At 62.8% G+C, this 24,669-nt stretch carries 18 protein-coding genes; 16 read left to right on the top strand and 2 right to left on the bottom strand.

The window, feature by feature from the left end:
• The first annotated feature begins 149 nt into the window (after positions 1–149).
• The 6 genes from ACZ5B4_RS00755 to ACZ5B4_RS00730 all read left to right on the top strand — a co-directional run bounded on the left by ACZ5B4_RS00755 (position 150) and on the right by ACZ5B4_RS00730 (position 7,478).
• Complete coding sequence (locus tag ACZ5B4_RS00755; protein WP_464912528.1) at positions 150–1,274, top strand: sulfate ABC transporter substrate-binding protein; 1,125 nt, start codon at positions 150–152, stop codon at positions 1,272–1,274.
• A gap of 10 nt (positions 1,275–1,284) precedes the next feature.
• On the top strand, positions 1,285–2,127 hold the full coding sequence (gene cysT, locus ACZ5B4_RS00750; RefSeq protein ID WP_464912527.1) for a sulfate ABC transporter permease subunit CysT: 843 nt from the start codon (positions 1,285–1,287) through the stop codon (positions 2,125–2,127).
• Positions 2,124–3,071 carry a sulfate ABC transporter permease subunit CysW gene (cysW, locus tag ACZ5B4_RS00745; RefSeq protein ID WP_464912526.1) on the top strand — a complete coding sequence of 316 codons (948 nt, stop codon included), beginning with the start codon at positions 2,124–2,126 and terminating at the stop codon, positions 3,069–3,071. The genes cysT and cysW overlap by 4 nt, the downstream gene beginning before the upstream one ends.
• On the top strand, positions 3,068–4,147 hold the full coding sequence (locus ACZ5B4_RS00740; RefSeq protein WP_464912525.1) for a sulfate/molybdate ABC transporter ATP-binding protein: 1,080 nt from the start codon (positions 3,068–3,070) through the stop codon (positions 4,145–4,147). The genes cysW and ACZ5B4_RS00740 overlap by 4 nt, the downstream gene beginning before the upstream one ends.
• Before the next feature lie 445 nt (positions 4,148–4,592).
• On the top strand, positions 4,593–5,909 hold the full coding sequence (locus ACZ5B4_RS00735; RefSeq protein WP_464912524.1) for a hypothetical protein: 1,317 nt from the start codon (positions 4,593–4,595) through the stop codon (positions 5,907–5,909).
• 48 nt (positions 5,910–5,957) lie between these two features.
• On the top strand, positions 5,958–7,478 hold the full coding sequence (locus ACZ5B4_RS00730; protein ID WP_464912523.1) for a serine/threonine-protein kinase: 1,521 nt from the start codon (positions 5,958–5,960) through the stop codon (positions 7,476–7,478).
• A gap of 30 nt (positions 7,479–7,508) precedes the next feature.
• On the opposite strand, the gene ACZ5B4_RS00725 is transcribed toward ACZ5B4_RS00730, so the two are convergent.
• Together ACZ5B4_RS00725 and ACZ5B4_RS00720 are read right to left on the bottom strand one after the other, a co-directional pair.
• On the bottom strand, positions 7,509–8,201 hold the full coding sequence (locus ACZ5B4_RS00725) for a class II aldolase/adducin family protein (RefSeq protein WP_464912522.1): 693 nt from the start codon (positions 8,199–8,201) through the stop codon (positions 7,509–7,511).
• A gap of 102 nt (positions 8,202–8,303) precedes the next feature.
• The gene (locus ACZ5B4_RS00720; protein ID WP_464912521.1) at positions 8,304–10,061 is read right to left on the bottom strand and encodes a ribulokinase; all 1,758 of its coding nucleotides are present in this window, start codon (positions 10,059–10,061) and stop codon (positions 8,304–8,306) included.
• Between the two features lie 458 nt (positions 10,062–10,519).
• Here ACZ5B4_RS00720 and ACZ5B4_RS00715 point away from each other — a divergent pair, with 458 nt between their 5' ends.
• The 10 genes from ACZ5B4_RS00715 to ACZ5B4_RS00670 all read left to right on the top strand — a co-directional run bounded on the left by ACZ5B4_RS00715 (position 10,520) and on the right by ACZ5B4_RS00670 (position 24,642).
• Complete coding sequence (locus ACZ5B4_RS00715; RefSeq protein ID WP_464912520.1) at positions 10,520–11,026, top strand: L-2-amino-thiazoline-4-carboxylic acid hydrolase; 507 nt, start codon at positions 10,520–10,522, stop codon at positions 11,024–11,026.
• A 53-nt stretch (positions 11,027–11,079) separates the two neighbouring features.
• Positions 11,080–11,619 carry a phosphoribosyltransferase gene (locus ACZ5B4_RS00710; RefSeq protein WP_464912519.1) on the top strand — a complete coding sequence of 180 codons (540 nt, stop codon included), beginning with the start codon at positions 11,080–11,082 and terminating at the stop codon, positions 11,617–11,619.
• A complete protein-coding gene (locus ACZ5B4_RS00705; protein ID WP_464912518.1) occupies positions 11,616–12,803 on the top strand; it encodes a glycosyltransferase family 4 protein in 1,188 nt (395 codons plus the stop codon). Before ACZ5B4_RS00710 ends, ACZ5B4_RS00705 begins: the two co-directional genes overlap by 4 nt.
• Before the next feature lie 287 nt (positions 12,804–13,090).
• The gene (locus ACZ5B4_RS00700) at positions 13,091–14,242 is read left to right on the top strand and encodes a glycosyltransferase family 4 protein (RefSeq protein WP_464912517.1); all 1,152 of its coding nucleotides are present in this window, start codon (positions 13,091–13,093) and stop codon (positions 14,240–14,242) included.
• 40 nt (positions 14,243–14,282) lie between these two features.
• The gene (asnB, locus tag ACZ5B4_RS00695) at positions 14,283–16,238 is read left to right on the top strand and encodes an asparagine synthase (glutamine-hydrolyzing) (RefSeq protein ID WP_464912516.1); all 1,956 of its coding nucleotides are present in this window, start codon (positions 14,283–14,285) and stop codon (positions 16,236–16,238) included.
• Positions 16,239–16,724: 486 nt separating this feature from the next.
• Positions 16,725–17,990: a glucose-1-phosphate adenylyltransferase gene (glgC, locus tag ACZ5B4_RS00690; protein ID WP_464912515.1), complete on the top strand. Its 1,266-nt coding sequence runs from the start codon at positions 16,725–16,727 to the stop codon at positions 17,988–17,990.
• A gap of 213 nt (positions 17,991–18,203) precedes the next feature.
• Complete coding sequence (locus tag ACZ5B4_RS00685) at positions 18,204–18,419, top strand: Sec-independent protein translocase subunit TatA/TatB (protein ID WP_464912514.1); 216 nt, start codon at positions 18,204–18,206, stop codon at positions 18,417–18,419.
• Between the two features lie 58 nt (positions 18,420–18,477).
• Positions 18,478–18,786: a Sec-independent protein translocase subunit TatA/TatB gene (locus tag ACZ5B4_RS00680; protein ID WP_464912513.1), complete on the top strand. Its 309-nt coding sequence runs from the start codon at positions 18,478–18,480 to the stop codon at positions 18,784–18,786.
• A 1,048-nt stretch (positions 18,787–19,834) separates the two neighbouring features.
• Positions 19,835–21,262: a Y-family DNA polymerase gene (locus ACZ5B4_RS00675; RefSeq protein ID WP_464912512.1), complete on the top strand. Its 1,428-nt coding sequence runs from the start codon at positions 19,835–19,837 to the stop codon at positions 21,260–21,262.
• A gap of 56 nt (positions 21,263–21,318) precedes the next feature.
• Positions 21,319–24,642 carry an error-prone DNA polymerase gene (locus ACZ5B4_RS00670; protein ID WP_464912511.1) on the top strand — a complete coding sequence of 1,108 codons (3,324 nt, stop codon included), beginning with the start codon at positions 21,319–21,321 and terminating at the stop codon, positions 24,640–24,642.
• Positions 24,643–24,669 lie beyond the last annotated feature (27 nt).

The following is a 24,669-nucleotide window of genomic DNA, read 5'->3' as shown; positions in this document are numbered from 1 at the left end:
ACGTTTTCAAAACGAATGGAAAGGGAATTGCAAATGGTGAAACCCCGGGGAGCGACGCGGACACTCGTTTCGGAAAATCGATGGCGCAGACGGGGGTAAATCAATTCATGTTCCTCGCTTCAAGGTGTCAGACGCAGCGGCGCGCGGCTGTGAGACGGCGCGCCCTCGCCTGTTTTCTTTGCCGCGGTGTCCAGCCGTGCATCAGCGCTCGACTTATCCTCCTCCTGGGCGGCGGGCTCGGACTGCTGATCTGCACCCTTTTTGCCGGCTGCCGGAAGTCGGAGAACGTCGTCACGCTTCTCAATGTTTCGTATGACCCTACGCGGGAGTTGTACCACGAGATCAACGGCATGTTTGCCGAACGGATGTGGAAAGAAAACGGAGTGCAGGTCGCGGTTCGGCAATCTCACGGCGGATCGGGAAAGCAGACGCGGGCGGTGATCGACGGCTTGGAGGCCGACGTGGTGACGCTGGCGGTAGCTTCGGATATCGACGCCATCGCCGAATTGCGCGGCTGGATACGCCGCGATTGGCAAAAGCAGTTCCCGAACAATAGCTGTCCCTACACCTCGACCGTCGTTTTCCTGGTTCGCAGAGGAAACCCCAAAGGCATTCGAGACTGGGATGATCTCGCTCGGGACGACGTCGCGGTTGTCACACCCAATCCGAAGACCTCGGGCGGCGCACGGTGGAACTATCTGGCGGCGTGGGGATACGCCTTGAAACGCTCGCTGGGGTCCTGGGACAAGCTCCGCGATCCCCGCGCGAAGGAAGAAGTCGCTCGGGCGCAAGAGGACGCGCAAGCGTTCGTCAAGCGGATTTTCGGCCGCGTTCCCGTGATGGATACGGGTGCCCGGGCGGCGACCAATACCTTCGTGCAGCGGGGAATCGGCGACGTACTGATTGCTTGGGAAAACGAGGCCCTACTGGCCGTCAAGGAATTGGGGGCGGATCGACTGGAAATAGTATTGCCCTCCGTCAGCATCCTGGCCGAACCTCCCGTCGCGGTCGTGGATGCGGTAGTCGATCGACGCGGCACGCGGACATACGCCGAGGCGTACCTGAAATTCCTGTACGAACCCGAAGCGCAGCGCGTCATCGCCAAGCACTACTTTCGTCCGTCGGTCGACACCGTGGCCGAGGAATTCCGAGAACGGTTCCCCAATCTGGAACGATTCACCGTGGATCAGGTTTTCGGCGGCTGGGAACGGGCCAAAAGGGAGCACTTCGACGACGTCGGCAGCTTCGACCAAATCATGAACGCCGAACGTTAGGGGATGCACGATGCATTCACGTTTCTCGAATCGAGGCGCGCTGCCGGGCCTGGGATTGAGCCTGGGGATCACCCTGGCCTACCTAGGAGTGATGTTGTTGCTGCCTTGGGCGGCGCTGGCCGGATTCCTGGCATCGGGCGATTGGCGTGCGATCGGCTCCACCCTCCGGGAACCGCGGGTGTGGGCGGCAATTCGACTCAGCTTCTCCACGGCCTTGATCGCCGCTCTACTCACCGCCGTGATGGGTTTCTTAACCGCTTGGGTGCTGGTCCGTTATCGTTTCCCTTTCCGTAGGTGGCTGGACGGTCTGATCGACCTCCCTTTCGCGCTGCCGACGGCCGTTTCGGGCATTGCGTTGACCACGCTCTTTGCCCCGAACGGCTGGATCGGGCGGATGTTGGAGCCGTTGGGCGTTCAGGCGGCTTACACCCCGCTCGGCATCGTGATCGCCCTGATGTTCATCGGGCTGCCGTTCGTGGTCCGGACGCTGCAACCCGCGATCGAAGATCTGGATCCGGCCATGGAAGAAGCGGCCGCCTGCCTGGGAGCCGGGCCTTGGGCGACCTTTCGACGCGTGGTTTTTCCCTCGCTGTTTCCCGCCCTGTTAACCGGCGCTACGCTGGCCTTCGCTCGCGGGCTGGGGGAATACGGATCGGTGATTTTCATCGCCGGCAACCTGCCGATGAAGACCGAAATCGCCCCCTTATTGATCGTGATCAAGTTGGAAGAATACGACTATCAGGGCGCGGCGGCTTTGGCCGTCTTGATGTCCCTCATGTCTTTGTCGGCGCTGTGGGCTATCAACCGCTTTCAGGCGAGGGTCGAAGCCTTTCGCTACACGGAGACGGCATGATGCGTCCTCCCACCGTGGAAAATCGGCCGCTCATCGGCGATCGGGGCGCAAGACCGCTCCGCAAAGCAGCGTCGGGCAGCCGCGGCACCGGCGCCGACAGCGGGGTCCGGCTGCTTCGCGCGGCCGCGATCGCGGTCGTCGTCGGCTTTCTTGCGACCTTTCTGATCTTGCCTTTGGCGGTGGTCTTCAGGGAAGCCCTTCGACACGGATGGCGGGCCTACGTTGCGGCGATAACCGAACCGGAGGCCTTAGCCGCGGTGCGGCTGACTCTGTGCGCAACGGTCGCGGCCTTGCTGCTGAACACGGTGTTCGGCCTGTTTGCCGCATGGTGTTTGGGAAAGCATCGGTTTCGGGGACGCAATCTTTTGCTTTCCCTGATTGATTTACCCTATGCCGTATCGCCCGTCGTGGCCGGGTTATTGCTGGTCATGTTGTTCGGCCGTCACTCCTGGCTGGGAGGGATCCTCGCGCAGTGGGGAATCGAAATCATCTTCGCGGTGCCGGGCATCATACTCGCCACGGCATTCGTAACCCTGCCCATGATCGCGCGGGAGTTGATTCCCATCATGGAAGCGCAGGGGACGGAGGAAGAAGAGGCCGCCCGGCTGCTCGGCGCGAACGGCTTCCAGATCTTTTGGCACGTGACCTTACCCAACATCCGCTGGGCGTTGCTCTATGGAATCGTGCTTTGTACGGCCCGCGCCATGGGCGAATTCGGGGCGGTATCCGTGGTCTCCGGCCACATTCGCGGTTCGACCACCACGCTGCCGCTGCACGTGGAGATTCTTTACAACGAGTACCGTTTTTCCGCGGCCTTTGCCGCGGCATCCCTGTTGACCATCGCGGCCCTGGTTTCCTTGATCTCCAAAAGGATCATGGAGCGAGCCTACGAGCAGGATCGCCGACCGCACAAAACCCTATTGCGACGGAAGAGCGCGCCGTGAAAATCGAGATACGCAATTTGTCGAAGACGTTCGGCGGTTTTCGGGCACTGGATCAAGTATCGCTGACCATCGAGTCGGGACGCCTGGCGGCCCTGCTCGGGCCGTCCGGATCGGGCAAGACCACGTTGCTGCGCATTATCGCCGGACTGGAAAACCCGGACCCGGGCGAGGGCGCGGTCCTTTTCGACGGCCGCGACGTGATCGCGCACTCCCCGCGGCAACGCGAGGTGGGATTCGTGTTTCAGCACTATGCCCTGTTCCGGCACATGACCGTATTCGAGAACATCGCCTTCGGACTCCGCGTGCAGCGTCGCCGCTTGGGCCTCTCCGATCGAGCCGTCGCGGACCGCGTCACCTCCCTCTTACGCTTGATTCAGCTCGAACAAATGAGTCATCGCTACCCGCACCAGCTCTCGGGAGGGCAGCGGCAGCGGGTGGCGCTGGCGCGGGCATTGGCGGTGGAGCCAAGAGTGCTGCTGCTCGATGAACCGTTCGGCGCTTTGGACGCCAAGGTTCGGGGGCAGCTCCGCGCGTGGTTACGACGATTGCACGACGAGATCGGATTGACGAGCGTCTTCGTCACCCACGATCAGGACGAGGCCTTGGAACTGGCCGATGAAGTTGTGGTCATGAACGACGGGCGGATCGAGCAAGTCGGCACGCCCGAGGACGTTTACAATCGCCCCAAGACGGCCTTCGTCACCGAGTTTGTCGGCGCGGTCAACCGCTTTTCCGGGCGACGGGACGGGGATCGGATCGTCTTCGGTACGGCCGACATCGCGTCAGGCAATTCGACGCCGCAACAACGAGCCGTCGTCTTCGTGCGTCCCCACGAATTCGCTCTCAGCGGCAAGGCCGAATCTGACGGTTTCTGGGCCAAGATTCTCCGCGTGCACGCAGCGGGGGCCCGCGAGCGGCTTTGGTTGCAAGCGGAATCGGGGGAGGTTTTCACGGTCGAACCGGGAAACGGCCGAGACCTGCCTCGCGATTGGACCTTGGGAAGCCGGATTTTCGTGCGACCTCAACACTTTCGCTCCTTCCCGGAGGAAGACCCTCGAATCGGTGCCGCGGGCTAGGGACCGCCGTCATCCGCGATCATTCGGGGACACATCCGCGGCGGGTTCCCGAGGATTCCGCTCCCCCCTCGAATGCCTCCGCCCGCGCGCCCTCCATGACGCCGCTCTGGAACGGGCACGCCGCCGGGAGCGCGATTCCGACCTCGGCGGCAATTCCCGCCGTTCATGCTACTCATGGACGGTGCCAACGAATCGCACACCGCGCAAAATGCTTGTAACGCGGAATCATTCCAGCACATAATGAGCGACCGGGATCGGCAGTCCTCGCACGTGGGCGGAACGCATGCATCGCGGAGCGACCCGCGTCGTCGTGCCCTCTACGAGACCGTTTCGCCGACTATACGGCGGCCGGCGGCAGGCTTTCGGTAGTCAAGAACATTCATTACCCCAGCACGCTCCCCCGCCGGTATCGGCGGTCTCGGTGTGCGGCCGGAGAACGGAACACGTGGCATCGAACAAACGAATTCTTTGGGCGTTATTGGGAATCGTCGTGCTTGGACTGTGCGCGTCGGCTGTATTTGCCGTATTGACGCAAGTTTCGACTGCTTCGATTGCGAACAATCTTGCCAAGATCAAAGAGTCGGGAGCGCCGATCAGCTTGGCGGAATTGACCGAGGCGACGACCGCGGGCCCCGGTACGGAGGATGCCGCAGAGGCGAACCAAGCTTTCGAAGCCGCCCTCGCCGCCGCCAAGGACATTTGCAAGAAGTTGCAGGATTCCTATGCTCCGGCCGTTCTCACAGACGGTCGCTACAACGAGCAAGGATTGGCCCGCGCGCGTCAAGCCATTGCGGGCCATCCCGACTTTGCGGCCGACGTGGAGAAGTGGGCGGCAAGCTCGCCTGCGGCGGATGCTCCGCCGCCCGCGGAGTCGCTCGAACAATTCATGCAGCACATCGTCTCCGTCACGCAGTCCCGCACGACCGTCGCCCGAGCGTTGCATTTCCGCGCCCTGCTGGCTCTGGAAGAGAAGGATTGGGCGGAACTGGCGCACGTTATTCAGATACTATTGCGGTTCTCGCGTCGCTGCGAAGGGCTGCCGGGGGCTATGGCCTCGCAAACCTCCCTGTTCGCCGAGAAACAAGCACTGGAGTTGCTCCACGTCTTCTTGCGAGAGGGGCCGCTTGCGGAGGCGAAGGCGGTTTTGGAAGCCTTATCGCAATCGCCGCCGCTGACGGATCGTCTGCTTGCCGTGATTCGACAGGAAAGGGCTTTCGGGCTGGCATGGACCGAGCGCTATCCGGACAAGGACTCCTATTGGAGACGCTACGCGTACAATCGCTTCCGCCTGAATTACGTGAAGTATTTCGAGAGGCTGGAATCGGGATTGAAGACCGGCGTTTACGGAGACATAGCCAACGTCAGGATCGAAAGCTACGTCTCTCCCGAGACGGACGCCGCCAAGATGACGGCCCCCTCGTTGAAAATGGCCATCGCGGACGCCTTCCGCGTGGAAGCGTTCCGGCGATTGCTGCTCACCGCCGGTCACATCCTGGAGCAAACTCAAGCGAACGGTGTCTTGCCCCAAAGCCTACGTGAAGTCGAAGTGCCGGCCGAATGGAAACGCGACCCCTTCGACGGGCAAGAGCTTCGCTTGGCTTCAACGGAGAAAGGTTGGATCGTTTACTCGGTCGGCGAGAATTTGCATAATGACGGTGGCGAAAAGGGAGGAATCTCGGATGATATTGCCGTAGGGCCGTTCGCGCCGCCTGATAAGACCGCCCCGGCGGCCTCGGGAGCACCGTCTTCGACGGAGCATTAGCCGACGGCTCAGCGCGGATCTGCCCAGGGGAAGAACCACCGGTAACTCATGTCCCTCTCGATGAATGACGCCGCCTTTCAACGGTTGCGGGAAAGTCGCCTCCTCGATGACGAGCAATGGCGCGAGCTGATGCGTGACGACCGCGGTCCGGCCGTCGAGGACGCTTTGGCTTGGCTGAAGGAGCGGAATCTCCTGACCGACTGGCAGTTGGCGGAGCTGCTGCGCGGTCGCCGCAATTTCTTTCTGGGCAAGTATCGTTTGCTCCGGCTATTGGGGCAAGGCGGCATGGGCGAGGTCTATTTGGCCGAGCACGTCACCATGCACCGTCGAGCCGCCATCAAACTGATCTCGCCGCGCATCCGCCGCAACCCGCAGGCGGTCGAGCAATTCCTCACGGAGGCCCGCTCCATCGCCGCGCTCGATCACCCCAACATCGTCCATGCCTATAACGTCGATACGTTCGGCGACCAGTATTATCTGGTCATGGAGTACGTGGAAGGGGAAAGCTTGCAAGAGTTGGTGGACGCACACGGACCCTTGCCCATTCCGGAAGCCGCGGACGTCATCCGGCAATGCGCCGACGGGCTGAGCCACGTCCACGATCAAGGCGTTTTGCACTGCGATATCAAGCCGGCCAACCTTCTGATTAACGGACAGGGGGTGGTCAAGATCATGGACCTGGGAATGGCCCGACTGATTCAAGGCGAACGCGCCGCCGGATCGCAGCCTCAAGACGGCCTTGTCGGCAGCGTGGATTTCATGGCCCCGGAAATGGCCATGCAGAGCGGTTCGCTCGACTGCCGCGCGGATATCTACTCACTGGGGTGCACCTTTTTCTTTGCCCTGACGGGGCGGGCGCCCTTCGCCGAGGGGACCGTGGCCGAACGCATTTTGAAGCACCAGATGACGCCGCCGCCTCCCCTGGCGTCCTTGCGGCCCGACGTGCCGGAGGAATTGGCCCGGCTGTGCGCATGGATGCTGGCCAAGTCGCCCGAGGAGCGTCCGGTCCACGCCCGGTCGGTCGTCGAAGCTATCCGGCAATGGGAGGAAGGCCGCTCGCAGCACTTGGTGCGAGCAAAACCCTTGGAGGAAATCGGAGCGGCTCCGGAACCGGAAGGCGAGCCGGCATCTCAAGGCGTGGCAGTTTCGGCCCAAATCCCCGCCGAGGCCGCCGTACCCGGTCCCGCCGACATTCGGCCGGCGCCGTTCGCGACTCGGCCGGATCGGAGACCGGCCAAGCCTCAGCAGTCCGCCGTGGAAGCGAGCGGCCCGAAAGCCGTCGCCGGAGCGGACGCAGCGGCTGTTCGCCGCGTCCAACGAAGACTGCCGGCCGCTCTGATCGCCGGGGCCGTCGTGCTGTCCGTCGCCGCGGTCGTATTCTTGCTGCTGGGCACGCGCCGCGCCGGTACCGCCCCCGCGAATGCTCCGCCGGCGAAATCGGTCGCGCCCACAGGGAGCAGTCCGGACTCGGAGCAAACGGACGAGTTTGAGCGCGGTATTGAAGAGTTCATGCGTCGGGAAAAGGCCAAGGCGGCCGCTGAAGCCTCCCCTGCGGAACCCGGCGGTTGAAAACTCGGGGGGCGGGATCGGCTCGGACGTTCAACCGCCCGACCGCGTCACCGTGGACGGAGTACGTGGGGGTACGATTTGACCGTATCCGTGGTGATACCGATCGTACCATTTCCGTGCTTCGTCGGGCGGAATGGTCAACGGCCCTCCCAACTGCGCCGCCAGGAAGGCCTTTTTGGCCACATCCTCCAAGACGATCGCCAATTTCACGGAATCGAGCGCCGTCGGTCCCCAGGTAAACGCGCCGTGATTGGCCAGCAGGATGGCCGGTGCTCGATTGCGATAGCGGATGATGGCCTGGCCGATGTTGTTTCCGTCATTGTCCACGTAGGGAGCACAAGGAATCTCCGCTCCGAAGTGATCGGCGATCGGCGTGAGACAGAGCGGGATGGCCCGCCCCGCCGCCGCCCAGGCCGTGGCGTACGTGCTGTGCGTGTGCGTGATCCCTTGGACCCCCGGGAGATTCCTGTAAAGGTGTAGGTGATGCGGGAGGTCTACACTGGGACGCAAGCGGGAATCGAGCACTCTGCCGGTAATCAGTTCTACGGCCACCATGTCGTCGGGGGTCAGGGTTTCGTAATCGACGCCCGACGGTTTGATGACCAAGCGCCCGCTCTCGCGGTCCAACCCGCTCACGTTTCCCGAGTGAAGACAAACCAATCCGTGCTGCGCGAGGAGCTTGTTCGCCCAGCAGACCTGTTCTCGTAATTCCTTCAAATCCATGACCGTTTCCTTTGCGGAACGCGCGGGGGCGCGGTTTCGCCGTTTCGAGCGGACGGCGCCGAGTCCGACACGGAATGCCCTCATATTCTACGCCCGGCACGGCTATTTTTCGCCGCGAACTCGTTTGCGAACGGCGATCAGCCGCTTCATCACGTCGTACAGCTCCCCCGAAGCGTTCGGCAGCCCGAAAGCATCGTGCAAACGACGATAGAGTTGATACAGCTCGGCGTAGGTTTCCGCCGCGGCTTTGCGGGGGCGAAAAACGGCGGCCTTGGTGCCGGTCATGCGTTGCTGAGCCTGTTGCACGGATTTGTAGACTCCGCCCACGACGGCGCCGAAAACGGCGGCGCCCAAGGCACAGGTCTGCGATGCCCGGCTGATTTTCATCGGTCGATTGCAGACGTCGGCGTAGATTTGCATCACGAAGGGATTCTTCTCCGCGATGCCGCCGCAGTTGACCACTTCCTTGACCGCCACGCCGTATTCTTCGAACCTCTTGATGATGGTCAACGCGCCGAAGGCCGTGGCTTCCACCAAGGCTCGATAGACCTCGGGAGCGGTCGTTGCCAGCGTCTGGCCGATCAAAAGCCCCGTCAAGAGCGGATCAACCAGGATCGTTCGGTTACCGTTGTTCCAATCCAGGGCCAAAAGTCCGCTTTCGCCGGGCTTGAGCATTTCCGCTTGCCGCGTCAGATTGGCGTGCGGATCTCCTTTGGCGGAATAGGCCGCGGGCGTCAAGTGCTGCACGAACCAATGAAAGATATCGCCCACGGCGGACTGGCCGGCCTCCAAGCCGTACATGCCGGGCACGATGGAATGCGGAACGATGCCGCACAGCCCGGGGATGTCGGGAAGGTCCTGGTCCAAAGGCACGACCATCATGTCGCAGGTACTGGTGCCGATAATCTTGACCAACGTGCCGGGTTTGATGCCCGCGCCCACGGCACCCATGTGAGCGTCGAACGCGCCCACCGCCACCGGAATCCCCGCCGGCAGACCGACCTTTTTCGCCACGGCGGGATCGAGACGTCCCGCCGCCCGGTCGGAAGGAATCGCCCGATCGGCGTATCGCCTGCGGACTTTAACCAAGTCCGGATCCAGCGCGGCCAGGAATTCCTCGCTCGGCAGGCCGCCCCAAGACTCGTGGTACATGGCCTTGTGACCCGCGGCGCAGATCGAGCGCGGCATGGTCTCGGGCTTGAGGTTTCCGGTAATGAATGCGGGTACGAAGTCCGCCAATTCCACCCAGGCATAAGCGGCTTGAAAGACCTTCGGATGTGCCCGGCGGCAGTGCAGAATCTTGGACCAGAACCACTCCGAGCTGTAGGTCCCGCCGCACTTCGCCAGATACGGCAGCCCCATCGCCCGAGCCTTTTCCGTGATCTCATTCGCCTCTTGGTAGGAAGTGTGATCTTTCCACAACCAGGCCTGCGCGGCCGGATGATGCTGAAACTCCTTCTTAAAGGCCAGCGGCAGGCCGTCCTGATCCACCGGCAACGGCGTGGAACCGGTCGTGTCGATCCCGATTCCCACCACGTTCTCGGGACGGAACCCGGCGTCGCGCGGGACGGCCCGGATCGCGCCGCGTACCGAGCGATAGAACCCTTCCACATAGTCGGCCGGGTTTTGGCGCGCGAGATTGGGGTTCTTCGGATCTAGGATCACCCCATGGTCTCCGCTGGGGTAGGGGAAGACGGACGTTGCCGCCTCCGAGCCGTCGGCGACATCCACAACGACCGCGCGAACGCTGTTGGTGCCGTAATCCACGCCGATGGCGAACCGCCGCTCTCCCCGTTTAGCCATGATGGACTCCTCGCTGATCTCCCGCCGAATCACCAAGAAAAGCCTCTTTTCCGGCATGAACGCAGCTTAGCCCTCTCCCAATTCGGGACGGGAAGGCCGCGCCCGCCTACCGCCGCGGAATCCATGATCCGGGCGTGTTTCCGAAGTCCTAAGCTAGCGTCTTCCGCGGCCGCCGACAAGATGCAAGCCCGGCGCGGCTCTTTCGACCCATCCTCCGACCGACCGCCGTGCGGCGCCCGAGCGGAGGATTGCGACCCTAATCTTCCCGGATGGTCGAGCGACGACTACGCCTTTGACATCCGATGCACGAGGGCGAGTTGCCACGATCGCCACAGTGCCTTACCATCGTTCTTTGTGACAGCATGCACCCAGGTTGCAACGCCAACGGCTGAACGACGGTTCCGGACCCGGCATGTCAAACGGCTTGGTCGGGGCTTTACCGATCTCGCCGAGCGCGGCCGTGCAAGCTGCGTATCCCGAAATATCCAAGCATCGAGCATAAGGATCCCCTCGCGATGAACGCATCCCCCGACCAAAACTCCGTCGAGAGCGATTTGCGACGGCGTCTGTACGATGCCTACAAAAATCGCGCCCTGATCTATTGGCATCTCTTCGACGAACTCTCGGCCGAAGTGGGTCCCGAACGCGCCGAGGAAATCATGAAGCGGGCAATCCGGCGTCGCGGTGAAGAGGTGGGCCGAAAATTCCGCCCCTATGCCCCCAAAAACATTGAAGGTCTGAAGGCGGCATTTTTGGGCGACATCCCCGATGAAGGCCGCATGTTCCAACCGGAGGTGCTGAACAGCTCGCCCGAGGGCTTGGACATCTATTTCCGCCGCTGTCCTTTGCGGGAGGCATGGCAAGAGGCCGGGCTATCGGACGAGCTGGTGGTGACGCTCTGCCGCATCGCGGCCGAGGTGGATTACGGCACGTTTGAAGGCGCCGGCTTCCGATTTCGAGCCGATACTTGGCAACCCGGCGAGGACGGATGCTGTTGCCTGCACATCAGCCCCGGCGAATGAGTTCCGCCCGAGGCCGTTCCTGGACACCTCGCTGACCGGAAGGAGGTCATGACATGCGGGTTTTGATTACCGAGGAGCAATTGCGGGAAACGGTCGATCGCCTGGCGCGGCAAATCGAGGAAGCCTACTCGGGGCGCAAACTCACCATCATCGGCCTGCTGCTGGGCAGCGTGGTGTTCTTGGCGGATTTGATCCGTAGAATCGGCATTCCCTACGAACTGGAGATGGTGTCCTCCCGCCAACCGATGGATACCTCGGAGCGCCCCGGACCGCTGGTCATCAACCCGGACGTCCTGGCCCCGATCGTGGAAGGCCGCGACGTATTGGTGGCGGATGATATTTTCGATACCGGTGAGACATTGTGGGAGTTAATTCCGCAGCTCGACGATCTGGGGGCCGCGCGCGTGCGCTCCGTCGTGCTCCTCGTCAAGCAAGGTCGGCGTCGCACCCCCATCCAACCGGACTTCAAAGGATTCGAAATACCGGACCTGTTCGTGGTGGGCTACGGCATGGATTACGCGGGCCAATATCGCCACCTGCCCTACGTCGCCGCGCTGGAGTCGGCGGAGCTTTCGCCGGGAGCCGCATCGTGACGGCCGAGCTGCGCGTCGTGTTGGTCACCCGGCGATTCTGGCCGCTCATCGGCGGAGCCGAACGATTCATGGCCGAGTTGGCCGCCGCTTTGGCCCCGCGCGGCAACTCGGTCACGCTGTTGACCGCCAGGCTGGATCCATCTTGGCCCGACCGTATCCATTTCCGCGGGGTTCCCGTCCTTCGCTTGCCCAATCCCAACGTGCGTTTTTGGGGAACGCTCCGCTACATGCAGGCGCTCAAGAGCTGGCTGCGGCGACATGCGCTCGAGTACGACGTCGTCTACACGGCCATGCTGAAGCACGATGCCTGGGCGACGATCCAAGCCGTCTCCCGAACGCATCCCGTCATTCTTTTCGCGCCGGGAAGCGGCCCGACGGGCGACTGTGCGTGGCAGCAAACCGCCTTGCTCGGCACCCATATCCGTCGGATTTGCCGCCGGGCGGACGCGATCACGGCCCCCAGCCCGCAGGTCTTCGACGAGCTGCTCGCCGCCGGTTACCCACGTGATCGCCTGCACCTTCTTCCCCACGGCATCGTTGTCCGCGCGAAGCGGGCGCCGACCGACCGCAACCGTGCCCGAGATGCACTGGGACGACTCCAACCGCAACTCCGGGCGGCCGAGTCCGACGTGGCGGCCGTTTACGTCGGTCGACTCCATTTCGGAAAAGGGTTGCTCGAGCTGGTCGAAGCCTGGGAAACCGTAGTTCACCGGCACCCCAACGCTTATCTTTGGTTGGTGGGAGAAGGTCCGCTGGAAGCGGATTTGCGGCGGGCAATCCGTGCAAGGGGCCTCCAACACCGCATCGTGCTGCCGGGGGCATTCGACGACGTCCGCGATTTTCTGATGGCGGCGGATCTCTTCGTTTTTCCCTCGCACCAAGAGGGAATGCCCCTGGCGCTTTTGGAGTCAATGGAGGCCGCCCTGCCCATCGTCGCCACCGACATCCCGGGCAACCGCATCTTGATCCGTCCGGATCGTGACGGGCTGCTCGTGCCGGTGCGATCCCCCGCGGCTCTCAGCCGAGCCTTATTGCGGCTTATGGAAGAGCCTCAATTGGCACGGTCGTTGGCCGACAGCGCCCGGGCAAGGGTCGAGGCGGAATTCGGTTTCGATCAGGTCCTGGATGCCCACCTGGAGCTTTTCTCGCGGCTGCTTGCCCGCCGAAAAACCTCCGCAGCATGAAGCATCCTTGCCGTGTCGGCGAGGAATTAGGCGGCGTTTCCTCGAGCATTCGGCCCTCGCTTACAGCATGCATGGCAGCATGCATGTTAGTCTTGACCACAATGGCGAGGACTGATAAACCGAGTAAGAGCCACAAAGATTTTCGCGTAATCCGTACCCCAACCGGCCGGAAAATGGCGAACTTTCGGCGGCGGCAAGAGCGTCCGGTGTTGGAGCGCGTTACGCGGATACGCGCGGGCAAGAGCCGTCATGACCCGCCGGCACAGCAACCATAGGGATTGTACTTCGTGTCCGAAACGGGAACCGTACTGCACATCATCCCCACGTTGGACCAGGCGGGAGCCGAAAAGCAGTTGGCTCTTTTGGCCGGTGAGCTGAAACGCCGCGGCTGGCCGGTGCATGTATGCGCCCTAACGCGCGGCGGCCCTTACCAGAAGAAGCTGGAGGCGGCCGGCGTCCCCGTCACCGTGATCGGCAAGGCGACCAAGCTCGATCCCTTCGCCTATCTGCGTCTCCGCCGTTTCCTCCGGCAAATCCGCCCCGATATCGTTCAGACTTGGCTCTTCGCCGCCAACGCCTACGGTCGTTGGGCTGCGTGGCGGACCGGCGTGCCTCATATCATCGCCTCGGAGCGCTGTGCGGATTACTGGAAGTCCTGGTGGCATTTTACGATCGATCGTTTCTTGGCCCGGCGGAGCGACGCCGTCGTGGTGAACGGACGTTACGTCCAAGATTTCTACGCTTCCCACGGGATACCCCGGGATAAGATCGTCGTCATCCCCAATGCGGTCCTCGAGCCGCCCGCCCCTTCGGATTCCCGGCGGGCGATGCTACTGGAATTCGGCCTGCCCGACGAAGCTCGGGTCATTGCGCTGGTCGGTCGCCTCTGGCCGCAAAAACGGGTCGAGGACGCGATTTGGGCGGCCGATCTCTTGAAGCGCATCCGCGACGACGTCCATCTGCTGGTCATCGGAGACGGCCCGCTGCGGGAAAGGTTAATCCAATATCGCGACCAAATCGAGATCGCGGATCGGGTTCACTTCGTCGGGCATCGGACGGACTTGCCCCGTTGGCTGCCGCACTTCGACGTGCTCTGGAACACCAGTGCGTACGAGGGGCAATCCAATGCCGTTTTGGAGGCCATGGCCTGTGGGGTGCCGGTGGTCGCCGCGGATATCCCCGGCAACCGTGAATTGATCGTCCCGGACGAAACGGGTTTCCTAGTCCCGGCCGGAAAGAGCGGGAGGGCGCCCCTGGCCGCCAAGACCAAGAAACTGCTCGAAGACGAGGACCTGCGACGTCGCATGGGCGAAGCGGCTCGACGCCGTGCCCGCGACGAATTCAGCCTTTCGCGCATGGCCGACGCCTACTGCCGCCTGTACGAGGGATTGCTGAGCCGGAGGCCGGCGCCGGCTCAGTCGGCCTGTCCGTGCGTTTGAACGACAACCTCTTGCCTTGTGATGGAGGGAGAAAGTCCTGATGTGTGGGATCGCCGGCGCTGTGTGGACCGACTCTCGGCTGGCCCTGGACTCGCCGACCCTCCGCCGCATGGCCGACGTTTTGAGGCATCGCGGTCCCGACGATGAAGGGCTGTTCCTGCGGACCTTGCCCCCCTCGGAGACATCGCCGAGCATCACCGCCGGTCTCGCCCATCGTCGCCTCTCCATCATCGACGTCTCCGGCGGCCGCCAGCCGATGAGCAATGAAGACGACTCCATCCACATTGTCTTCAACGGCGAAATCTACAACTTTCGCGCCCTGCGCGATCGCCTGCAACGGCAGGGCCACCGCTTCCGCACGCACTCCGATACCGAGGTTCTCATCCACCTGTACGAGCAAGAGGGAGACGACTTCCTCGAGCACGTCAACGGCATGTTCGCATTCGCTTTGTGGGATGAGAATCGCAGACGCTTGATCCTGGCGCGCGATCGCTTGGGGGAAAAGCCGCTGGTCTACCGCCAAGAGCGGGGCCGTTTGACCTTCGCCAGCGAGTTGAAGGCCCTGCCGGCGGTGCCGGGCATGCCGGTCGAGGTGGACCCCGCCTCCGTGGACGCGTATCTGGTTTACCAATACGTCCCGCATCCGCGGACGATCTACCGCGACATCCGTAAACTTCCGCCGGCCCACATGGCCGTCTACGAAAACGGCGAATTGCGAATTCGCCCGTATTGGAATCCCGACTTCAATCGCGAACTTTCGGAGCGCGAAGTCTCCGAGGCCGGCGATCATCTTCGCGCCTTGCTCAGCGATTCGGTCCGCATCCGCCTCGAGTCCGAGGTTCCGTTGGGGGCGTTTCTTTCCGGGGGAATCGATTCCACGATCATCGTCGGGCTGATGCAACAATTCTCATCGTCCCCCGTCAAGACCTTTTCCATCGGGTTCCCTATCGCCGAATACGACGAGACCGATTACGCCAAAACGGCGGCTCATGCCTTCGGAACCGAACATCACGAGTTCCGCGTGGAGCCGGACGCGGTTCAAATCTTGGACCGGTTGGTTTGGCACTACGACGAACCGTTCGCCGACAGTTCCGCCGTCCCCACTTGGTATGTATCCCGTGAAACCCGATCGCATGTGACCGTGGCCCTGACCGGCGACGGAGGCGATGAGCTGTTCGCCGGCTATCCGCGGTATTGGGCCATGCGCATCGGTCAACGGTTCGACGCCCTGCCGGCCGCGATTCGCCGGCTGTCGACGGCACCGTGGTGGCGCGCCCTGCCGCAACGCCGTCAGAAATCCTTCTGGAGCCGAGTGCGGCGGTTTGCCGAGTCGCTGCAACTCTCCCCACAACGCCGCTACTTGGATTGGATCGCGATCTTCAACCTGGCTCGGCGTGCCGAACTGTATTCGCCCCAGTTTCACGAAGCGCTCGACGGCTACGATCCCGCCGATTTCCTGGAAGAGAGCTACGCCCGCTCCTCCGGGCGGGATATCATCACTTCCACCACTCTGGCCGACTTGACGACGTACCTGCCCTGCGACCTGATGGTCAAGGTGGATATCGCTTCCATGGCGCACAGCCTGGAGACGCGGCCGCCCTTCCTGGATCACCGCGTGGTGGAATTGGCCGCCTCGCTACCGATACGAGCGAAATTGCGAGGGCGAAAAGGCAAGCGGATTCTCCTCGAGGCCTTTTCCGATTTGATTCCGCCTTCCATATTGCGGCGGGGTAAGATGGGTTTCGGCGTCCCCCTGGACCACTGGTTCCGCGGACCGCTGTCTCAGCCGGCCTGGAACATTCTGCTCGACGGCCGAACGCTTCGCCGAGGATGGTTTCGGCCCGAGGCCGTGCGGCGACTGCTCCAAGAACACCAATCCGGCGTCTGGAATCATAGCCATCGCATCTGGGCCTTGTTGTTTTTCGAATTGTGGCAGCGCCGCTGGATCGATCGCGACCCCGATTCGATCATCTCGGCCTTGAAGACGGCCCCGTAACGCCGCCGACGCGACCGGAGGTCGGAGCCGGCGCGAGAGCCTACGACTCGCCGCGCCCTTTTAATCTTTATGACGATCCCGGCTGTCAAAACGTTTGATTCATTCATTTGAGTCCAAAAGCCCTCGGTATCGGCCCCACGATGGCGTAAACTTCGATCCAATCGCTCGCTACGATTCCTTGCGAGCGTGCGTGATCGCATTTTCGAAGGCTTGAAGAAAACTTCGACGCGGTTGTCCGCCCCACCCAAGCCAAAAGTCCCGCAAAGGCGTCGCAAGGTGGTACCGCGCCGCGCGACCCTGCCGATACAATGTGACAGAGAGCGGACCGCGGGCGAACCGGAAGGGAATACGGCCGGCGGACGATGCTGCCGATTCCGTCCCTCTTCGGCCGGCCTTGACCGCGGCGATGATCGTCAACGAGTGGGGCACGCACGGCAAGACGGTCGGCTCGGCGATCCGAGAAAACGTGGCTCGAGGAGATCGGTGATGAGCGCAACGCAAGAACGCATCGTGGCGGTAATCTTGGCAGGCGGCAAAGGCTCGCGGCTGGATCCTTTGACGCGGGACCGCGCCAAGCCCGCCGTTCCCTTCGGCGGCGCCTACCGCATTATCGACTTCACGATGTCGAACTGCCTGAACAGCGGGCTGCGAAAGATCCTGATCCTCACGCAATACAAAGCCATGAGCCTGGATCGGCACATCAACATGGGCTGGCAGCGCTATTTCTGCCGAGAGCTGGGCGAATTCGCCGATGTCGTACCTCCCCAACAGCGGATCGACGAAAACTGGTACCAGGGTACGGCCGACGCCGTGTACCAAAACATCTATGCCATCGAAAAGGAGCACCCGGATTACGTCGTTATTCTCGCGGGCGATCACATCTACAAAATGAATTACCGCCGGCTCGTGGAGTATCACGTGGCGCAGGGGGCCGACGCCACGATCGGCGTCCTCAAAGAGCGCTGCGAGACCGCCAGCCGCCAATTCGGCGTCCTCGAAGTCGATGCCGACGGTCGCGTCATCGGTTTCGAGGAAAAACCGGAATTCCCCAAGTCGATCCCCCAGGAGCCGGGTTGGTGTTACGCCTCGATGGGCATCTACGTCTTTCCGGCCCGCTTTCTGTTCGAGGAATTGTGCCGCGACGCCACCAAACGCGGCAGCACGCACGATTTCGGCCGCGATGTCATTCCCTCCATCCTGCACGCCCACCGCGTGTTCGCCTATCCGTTCATGGACGAAAACCGCAAGCGGAACTCGTACTGGCGCGACGTGGGAACGTTGGACAGCTTTTACGCGGCCAATATGGACCTGGTGGGCGTGGACCCGGAACTCAATCTCTATGACGAGCGCTGGCCCATCCGCACGTACCAGCCGAACTATCCGCCTCCCAAATTCGTGTTCGCCGATCCCCAACGATGCGGTCAGGCCCTGGACAGCATCGTCTGCAATGGAACGATCGTCTCCGGGGGGACGGTGCGGCGATCCATCCTCGGGCACCGCGTCAGGATCAATAGTTACGCCTTGGTCGAGGACTCCATTCTGTTCGAAGGCGTGGAGGTGGGACGACACGCCAAGGTTCGCCGCGCCATCATCGACAAGCGGGTCCGCATTCCCGAGGGCATGGAGATCGGCTACGACTCCGATGCGGATCGCGCCCGAGGTTTCCTCGTCACGGAAAGCGGCATCACTGTGATCGCCAAGGCGGAAAGCACGGTTACATTTTGGGAGCATGCCTTGGAACGCGAGCCGTGACGGCCGAGGCCCGCCGGCCCCCTATCACCGGCGATCGGCGTCCGGCTCGAGCAAACGCTTCCGTCGCGAGCGGCGGGGCTCCCGAAAGCCGAATGCCCGAAGGGTAGTTTGACGGCCCGGATTGCGGCAATATAATGAACTTTGACGCCCACCGACACCGCCGGCGTGTCGCCTCGCGCCACTCTTGTGATCTCGATTTCGGAGGTTTCCGCCGTGTCCCTGCCTTTCGCAGTCTTTTTTGGCATGCCCGGGCCGATGGAGATGATCATCATCGGCGTCATCATCTTGCTGCTATTTGGAAACCGGCTTCCTAGCGTCATGCGTTCCCTCGGAAGAGGCGTTGTGGAATTCAAAAAGGGCCTCTCCGGTGAGGACGACGGCAGCGACAAAGCCGTTACCGAGGAAAAGAAGGATCCTAAATCGACTTGAGATCACCCCAGGTCCGGTCGCGGAACAGCGGCTCGTTCCAGGAGTGGAGGTGGCGTTCATGGTTCCGTTGTGGGCGCAATTCGGCATGCCGGGCGGCGGAGAGATGATCATCATCATGATCGTCGCCCTGCTGCTATTCGGTAATCGCCTTCCGCAGGTCGCGCGCTCGGTGGGGCGCAGCTTTATGGAATTCAAAAAAGGCCTGCAAGGGATTGAAGACGAATTGAGGTCGGCAGCTACGGAGACGGCCAAGCCGACGCCACCGAAAGCTCGCGAAAACGAAGAAGACAAACAAACGAATCCCGCCCCCAAGTTCGTTCCCCCCAGTGCGGAACCGCAAGAAGAGCCGGCCCCGCAGCAGGCATGACTCCCGCTTCTTGCGTCCCTTTCGAGTGTGATATCGGGCTGTTGGAGCACCTCGGTTTCTCTCAGCTTTTGCGGACGCTCCTAGCAATTCGTTGGGGCGATTGAGGCGCTCCGTCGCTCTTCCCGATCGGCGCCCGGGCAGTCCATGCCGAGGCTCGTCTTGTCTCGTCATTCCGGCGGGTCGTCGCTCCTGTTTTCGTTCCTCGCCGCCGCCGTTCAACTCCGTCCTCGAGATGGCCGCATCCCTCTCCCCGCCGCGAAGGACGCAAGTTTTTCCGGCTTGACGCCGATATGGTACAAAAGTACACTACATGTACATACGTCCCCCAATGCAAACCGGATGTTCGACGACGTCGCCATGAAGACCGCCACGTCTTCCGCCGAGACTTCCTCTCTCGCCGGACCCTCCGTTCGCCGGGTGGTGGAAGACTTGCGGCGGCGATTGGAGGGATTGCGATCACTTCCCACGACCGCCGGTCCGCGATTGCAAACGGGCATTCGGGAAATCGACGAAGAATTGCTCGGCGGCGGGATTCCGCCCGCTTCCCTTGTGGAATGGCTTGCGGAACGCCCCGGCTCCGGAGCCGAAGAGACGGCGTTGCGGCTGGCGGCCGCGGCTTGCCGCCGCGGCGGGATGGCGGTGATCGTGGACGATACGGGCACGTTCTATCCGCCGGCGGCATTCCGACGAGGACTCGATCCGGAGAGGACCGTCCTCCTCCGCCCGGCATCGCCGCGCGACGCCGTTTGGGCGGTGCATCAGTGCCTTGCCGATGAAAGCGTGGCGGTGGTGCTCGCCGCCTTTCCCCGCCTGGATGATGTCGTGCCGCGGCGATTCCAATTGGCCGTCGAGAGAGGCGGCGGGTTGGGGTTGCTCTTGCGGCCGGCCGCGGCAAAAGCCGAGCCTTGCTGGGCCGCTGCTCGCCTCCTCGTGGAGCCGTTACCTTGGCCGCATCGCGGCGACACGCTTGCGGAGGTTCGCCGGCTGCGGATCCATCTAGTGTTCGCTCGGGGAATGATTCCCGGACGCAGCGTGGAGATACTCGTGCATGAACCGACGAATCCTTTGCCTGATGATCGGCGACTGGCCGAAAGACTCCATGCCGGCGACGCCCTCCGCCCCTTACCCCAAAGGGCTCCGGGGGGATGCAAGGCGATCCCTTCGCGATGTACTGGCTGAGAGATTGACCAAGTACACGCCGAGCATCGCGCCGGATCCTTGCGAAGACCGCGCGTTGATTTTGGACCTCACGGGGCTGTCGCATCTTTTTCCCTCGGAAGCGGCCCTCGTACTGGACATTCTGGCCGATTGCGAAGACTTGGGAACGCCGCCCGTCCGCCTCGCCTTCGGAGACACGATCGGCATGGCCGGCATCTTTGCGCGAGAACCGGCATTGCTGACCGAAGGTGGCGCCTCGTCCCCCGATCTTTCCTGGGTGTATTGGATTCCGCCGGGGCGAGGAATCGCATTTCTTCGCCGTTACCCCGTTACGGCATTGGGGTTTCGGCGGGAGGTCGCGGTTTGGTGCCGAGAATTAGGCATTCGGACGGTCGCCGATTTCATGGCAATACCGGCCGACGAGATCGCCGCCAAATTCGGCCGCGATACATGGCATCGCTGGGAGGAAATCCTGGGCCGACGCCCCGAAATCCTCCCCTCCTGGCAGCCTCCCAAAGAAGAATCCGTAACGCAGTGGTTGGAATACCCCAGCACCTCGCCCGAGTCGCCCGCCTTCTGCCTCCAGCGGGCCGTGGAACTTTTGCTGCTTCAACCCGCCGTGAGGGATCAGGGCATTACGAGGTTGGCGATCACCGTCCACTGCGAAGGCGGTAGGAGCGTGGAGGAAGGCCTGGAATTTTTCATCCCCGCGACCGACCCTCGCCGCATTCTGGAGATGATTCACCTGCGGTTGGAGCGCCGTCGTTTTCCGGGGGCGGTGGCCGGGGTCCGCCTTACAGCCGTCGAGACGGCGCCTTTGATCCGGCACCCTTGCCCGATGTTCGAGGAATTGGCGGGAGAAAGACGACGTACCGAGCGGTGGGTACGCTTGGCGGAGCGGCTTGCCGCCCGCTTGGGCGATGAACGCGTGCTCCAACCCGTTTCGCGGGCCGAATACGAACCGGAGGCGGCTTGGCAAGGAATACCGCTGTCGTCCGCCCGAAAACAAAAGCGGAGTCGCCGGGACTCTCCGCCGCTTCCCGAGGTCGGCCCTCGACCGACGCGCTTATATGCTCGACCGATTCCGGTTCAGGTTGTGGCGGCGCATCCCGACGGCCCGCCTTACCGCTGCTTTTACCGCGGAAAGTGGTTTTCCGTGATTCGGGCCTGGGGTCCGGAGCGCATCGAAACCGGTTGGTGGCGCGGCCGGCTGACCGCGCGCGATTACTACCGCACGGAATGGGAGGACGGGTCGCACTTGTGGCTTTACCGGCGGCTGCAAGACGCCCGATGGTTCATCCACGGCTGCTTCGCATGATCTTTTATCGCCGCTGAGCCTTCGGCGGCCGTCCTTCTACGCCCTCGACTCGCACCATGTATTGCGAACTGCACGCCAAGACGAACTTCTCGTTTCTGGAAGGAGCTTCCCATCCCGACGAGATCGTGCGGCAGGCCGCCGAAATGGGCTGCCGCGCCGTGGCGATCACCGACCGCGCCGGCCTCGCCGGTATCGTCCGCGCTCATATCGCGGCCAAGGAAGCAGGAATCAAGTTGGTGATCGGAGCCGAGATCGAACCCGAAGATTCCCCGCCGATCGTGCTTTGGGCGACCGATCGGGCATCCTACGGCCGATTGTGCCGTCTCATCACCCTAGGACGGCGCCGAGCGGAGAAGGGCCGCTGCTCGCTTTCCTTCGCCGACGTGGCGGAACACGCGGAGGGGTTGTTGGCCGGAGTGATTCCTCGCGCGCGACGCCCCGACGCCCTGCTGTCGCGGTTGCAAGAATACCGTGCCCTCTTCGGCGATCGCGGTTATCTTTTGTGCGAGTTGTATTTCGGCTCGAACGACCGCCGCCGCCGGGAGTGGCTGTGCGAACTCTCGCGGCGATCGCGTCTTCCCACCCTGGCCGCGGGAGACGTGTATTATCACCACTCCGACCGGGCGGCGCTGGCGGACGTGCTGGCCGCGATCCGCCTGGGCACGACGGTCGATCAATTAGGGGCCCACCGCTTCGCCAACGCCCAACGTTGCCTGAAAACACCCGAGGAAACGGCCGCTCTATGGCAGGAATCGTCCGATGCCGTGCGCCGCACCGAAGAAGTCGTCGATCGCTGCCGATTTTCCCTCGATGAACTGCGGTACGAATATCCCCAAGAATCATCTCCGGACGGCGAGTCGCCGAGCGACTATCTGGCTCGCTTGACCTGGGAAGGGGCGCAGCGGCGGTATCCCCAAGGGATTCCCGAAAAGGTACGGCGCTTGCTGGAACACGAGCTGCGATTGATTCGGGAATTGCACTACGAGGCCTACTTTTTAACCGTTTGGGATCTGGGTCGTTTCGCACGCTCGCGCGGCATCCTCTATCAAGGTCGCGGTTCGGCCGCCAATTCGGCCGTCTGCTACTGCTTGGGAATCACGGCCGTCGATCCGGATCGGATGGACCTCTTGTTCGAGCGGTTCGTCAGCCGGGAGCGGAATGAGGCCCCCGATATCGACATCGATTTCGAACACCAGCGGCGGGAAGAGATCCTGCAATACATCTATCAAAAGTACGGCCGAGATCGGGCCGGCATGACGGCCGAAGTCATCACCTATCGCCCGCGTTCCGCGGTTCGTGAAACCGGCAAAGCGCTGGGGTTTCCTCTCGCGGAGATCGATCGCCTGGCCAAGCGGATCGAGCACTTTCATAATGAGCCGGACCTGGCGGGACGACTCCGCGAAATCGGCCTCGACGCGGACGCCGCCGCGGCCCGGCAATGGGTCGCTCTGACGCAAACCCTGGTCGGTTTCCCGCGGCATCTCTCGCAACACACGGGCGGCATGGTGATGACGCGAGGTCCTCTCTGCGAACTCGTCCCCATCGAAAACGCCGCCATGCCGCAAAGGACCGTCATCCAATGGAACAAGGACGACCTGGACGAACTGGGAATCCTCAAGGTGGATTGCCTGGCCTTGGGGATGTTGACGGCCGTGCGACGGTCCTTTCAATTGATCGAGCGGCACTACGGCAAAAGGCTGACGTTGGCCTCGATTCCGGAGGGAGACGCCGGCGTCTACGCCATGATTCGCCGCGCCGACACGATGGGCGTCTTTCAAATCGAAAGCCGCGCCCAAATGAGCATGCTGCCGCGGCTCCAACCGAAATGCTTCTACGACCTGGTGATCGAGGTGGCCATCGTCCGGCCGGGACCGATTCAGGGAAACATGGTCCATCCCTATCTTCGCCGGCGGGCGGGGCGAGAACCCGTGACCTATCCCCACGAAACGATCCGCCGCGTGCTGGGGAAGACGCTGGGCGTACCCCTGTTTCAAGAGCAAGCCATGCGACTGGCCGTGGAAGCGGCGGGTTTCACGCCGGGGGAGGCCGACCAGTTGCGCCGCGCGATGGGAGCCTGGCGGCGGCCCGGCTTGATCGACGCCTTCCGCAAAAAGTTGATCGACGGCATGGCCGCCCAAGGCTTCGACGCCGACTACGCGGAGGCCGTCTTTCGCCAAATTCGCGGTTTCGGGGATTATGGATTTCCCGAGTCGCACGCGGCCAGCTTCGCCCTTTTGGTGTACGTCTCGGCCTGGCTCAAGTATCACTATCACGCCGCGTTCACGGTGGGATTGCTCAACAGCCAACCGATGGGTTTTTACGCCCCGGCGCAACTGATCGCCGATGCCCGGCGCCACGGCGTGGAAATACGCCCCGTGGATATCAACTACAGCCGTTGGGAAACCATCTTGGAGGATGCCGCGCCGCGAGTCGGCGCTCCTTCTCGATCCGTCGCCCCGTGCCCGAAAACCCGAGCGGCGGAAGCCCCCGACCTCGCCTCGAAGGAAATCCATCGCCGGCGTGAAGGTTCGTCAACCGAGGAAGAAGAGCCGGCGGCCCCTTGGCACGGATCGCCGCCGCCGGACGACACGGCGGGGAAAAAGCCCACGGCGTGCCTCGCGGAATCGGCCCTTGCTCCTCCCAAGGCCGTTCGCCTGGGATTCCACTTGGTGGACGGTTTGCGGCGTCAAGACGTCGAGAGGCTCGTCGCCGAGCGCGACCGCGGCGGACCGTTCGGCGATTTCGACGAATTCGCGCGCAGGACGGGACTGTCGCGATCGGCTCTCGCTCGGCTGTCCCGCGCCGACGCTTTCCGTTCCCTGGCCTTGGATCGCCGCCGCGCCGGTTGGAAGACCTTAGAGACGGAAAACCGACCGATGCCGCTCTTCGACGCCGCGGAAGAAGCCGGCTTGCCCCTCCGCCGAGACGCAGCCGGCCCCGCGTACTCGCCGCCCAAAGCCGCACCGGTGGAGGAGGTGTTGGCCGACTACGCCTGTACGGGCATGTCGTTGCGGAAGCACCCGCTTCTCTTTCTACGTCCCATGTTGCGAGAACGCGGAGCGGTGACGGCGAAAGAGCTGGAACGTCTCCCGCCGGGAAGTCCCGTCCGCGTGGCGGGAATCGTTCTGGTGCGGCAGCGCCCTAGTACCGCGAAGGGGATTACCTTCGTGAGCCTGGAAGACGAAACGGGCATCATCAACCTGATCGTCAAGCCGGACGTATGGCGGCGCTGGCGAAGCGCCGCCCTGGAGGCCGTTCTGCTCTTCGCCGTCGGTCGCCTGCAAAAGCAGGAAGGCGTCCTTCACGTCGTCGTCATGCGACTGGAGGATCTGTCTTCCCTATTGGGAAACCTCGACGCCCGATCCCGAGATTTCTGTTGAGGCCGGTCTTCCGTGCCGCGCCGCGTT

It is taken from the genome of Thermogutta hypogea (assembly GCF_055386265.1).
The sequence above is the reverse complement of the archived record's forward strand: the minus strand, read 5'-3'. Positions and strand labels throughout refer to the sequence as shown.

Bases quoted from the DNA above. Each gene is read 5' to 3' on its own strand.
- ACZ5B4_RS00725 (WP_464912522.1), bottom strand. From the start codon at position 8,201: ATGGATTTGAAGGAATTACGAGAACAGGTCTGCTGGGCGAACAAGCTC.
- ACZ5B4_RS00715 (WP_464912520.1), top strand. From the start codon at position 10,520: ATGAACGCATCCCCCGACCAAAACTCCGTCGAGAGCGATTTGCGACGG.
- ACZ5B4_RS00675 (WP_464912512.1), top strand. From the start codon at position 19,835: ATGAACCGACGAATCCTTTGCCTGATGATCGGCGACTGGCCGAAAGAC.
- cysT (WP_464912527.1), top strand. From the start codon at position 1,285: ATGCATTCACGTTTCTCGAATCGAGGCGCGCTGCCGGGCCTGGGATTG.
- glgC (WP_464912515.1), top strand. From the start codon at position 16,725: ATGAGCGCAACGCAAGAACGCATCGTGGCGGTAATCTTGGCAGGCGGC.
- ACZ5B4_RS00670 (WP_464912511.1), top strand. From the start codon at position 21,319: ATGTATTGCGAACTGCACGCCAAGACGAACTTCTCGTTTCTGGAAGGA.
- cysW (WP_464912526.1), top strand. From the start codon at position 2,124: ATGATGCGTCCTCCCACCGTGGAAAATCGGCCGCTCATCGGCGATCGG.
- asnB (WP_464912516.1), top strand. From the start codon at position 14,283: ATGTGTGGGATCGCCGGCGCTGTGTGGACCGACTCTCGGCTGGCCCTG.
- ACZ5B4_RS00710 (WP_464912519.1), top strand. From the start codon at position 11,080: ATGCGGGTTTTGATTACCGAGGAGCAATTGCGGGAAACGGTCGATCGC.
- ACZ5B4_RS00730 (WP_464912523.1), top strand. From the start codon at position 5,958: ATGTCCCTCTCGATGAATGACGCCGCCTTTCAACGGTTGCGGGAAAGT.
- ACZ5B4_RS00680 (WP_464912513.1), top strand. From the start codon at position 18,478: ATGGTTCCGTTGTGGGCGCAATTCGGCATGCCGGGCGGCGGAGAGATG.
- ACZ5B4_RS00720 (WP_464912521.1), bottom strand. From the start codon at position 10,061: ATGCCGGAAAAGAGGCTTTTCTTGGTGATTCGGCGGGAGATCAGCGAG.